This is a genomic window from Mesorhizobium sp. M2C.T.Ca.TU.002.02.1.1, from assembly GCF_003997225.1.
Map to the genome: position 1 here is coordinate 1 of NZ_RZTO01001262.1, position 1,127 is coordinate 1,127.

Below are 1,127 nucleotides of genomic sequence, written 5' to 3' on the forward strand. Positions count from 1 at the left end.
ACACGGATGCGGAAGACGGCCACCGCCTCGTTGCCGAGAAAGCCGATGATGCCGGCCGCGGCGAGCCAGCCCAGGAACCGCACCGGCTGCGGGTTGAACAGTCGGTTGACCGCCTCATATCCGGCGACGAGCGCGCTCGCCAGGATGATGAGCACAATGACGATGCCTGCCAGGTCCTCGACCCGGCCGAGGCCGTAGGTGAACGTGCGGGTCGGCTTGCGCCGGGCCAGCGCGAAAGCGATCCAGAGCGGAATGGCCGTGGTCGCGTCGGCGATGTTGTGGATGGTGTCGGCAAGCAGCGCCACGCTGCCCGAAAAAACGACGACGGCGACCTGCAGCGCGGCCGTTATCGCCAGGATGACGAACGACCATTTGATCGCCCAGATGCCCCGCTCCGTCGTAGCGATGGTCGCATCGATCACGCCATGCGTGTGGCCATGCGGTCCATGATGGCCAGGCCCGCCATGGCGATGCCCGCTATGGTCATGTCCGTGCGCGCCGAAGCCGAACCAATCGACAATCTTCGTCCACATAGACAGCCTCACAGATATTTGGTGAGCTGCTTCAGCTCTTTGAGCGTGTCCCGGGTCGGCTCGCCGCCTTCGACGAGGCAATGCTCCATATGGTCGTGGATCAGCTCGCGCTTGGCGTTGCCGACGGCGCTTTCGACGGCATGGAGCTGTTGCGCGAGGTCGAGGCAGGAGCGCCCTTGCTCGAACATGGTGAGCACGGCGGCGAGATGGCCGTGCGCGCGCTTGAGCCGGGCGATGATATCGGGATGAGAGCTGTGTATCGTCATGCGATTATCCTATCCTCCAGGGTAGGATATTGCAAACAGGCTATTATGCGCTTCCGGTCAGTGCGCCGCCGCCTTCGCATAGCGGCCGGGCGGCTGGCCGACATGGCGGCTGAAGGCGGTGCTGAAGGTGCTAGCGGAGCCATAGCCGACGCGCTCGGCGACCTCGGCGATGTCCGCCTCCCGCCGGCGCAGCAGGTCCTTCGCCAACGCCATGCGCCAGGCGAGCAGATATTCCATCGGCGGCACGCCGACGCTGCGCACGAAGCGGTCGAAGAAGGCGGAGCGCGAGAGCGCCGCCTCCTTCGCCAGCTCGACGATCGTCCAGGGC

Annotated in this window: 3 protein-coding genes; all 3 read right to left on the reverse strand. The window is 65.5% G+C overall.

Translation table 11 applies throughout. The features are described from left to right. The coding region (locus EOD07_RS35295) for a cation diffusion facilitator family transporter (protein ID WP_127238430.1) at positions 1–533 on the reverse strand (533 nt) is incomplete at its 3' end. A gap of 8 nt (positions 534–541) precedes the next feature. Next, on the reverse strand, positions 542–799 hold the full coding sequence (locus tag EOD07_RS35300) for a metal-sensing transcriptional repressor (RefSeq protein WP_040973109.1): 258 nt from the start codon (positions 797–799) through the stop codon (positions 542–544). A 57-nt stretch (positions 800–856) separates the two neighbouring features. Further along, a partial coding sequence (locus EOD07_RS35305) for a helix-turn-helix transcriptional regulator (protein ID WP_164772887.1) occupies positions 857–1,127 on the reverse strand: 271 nt, incomplete at its 5' end.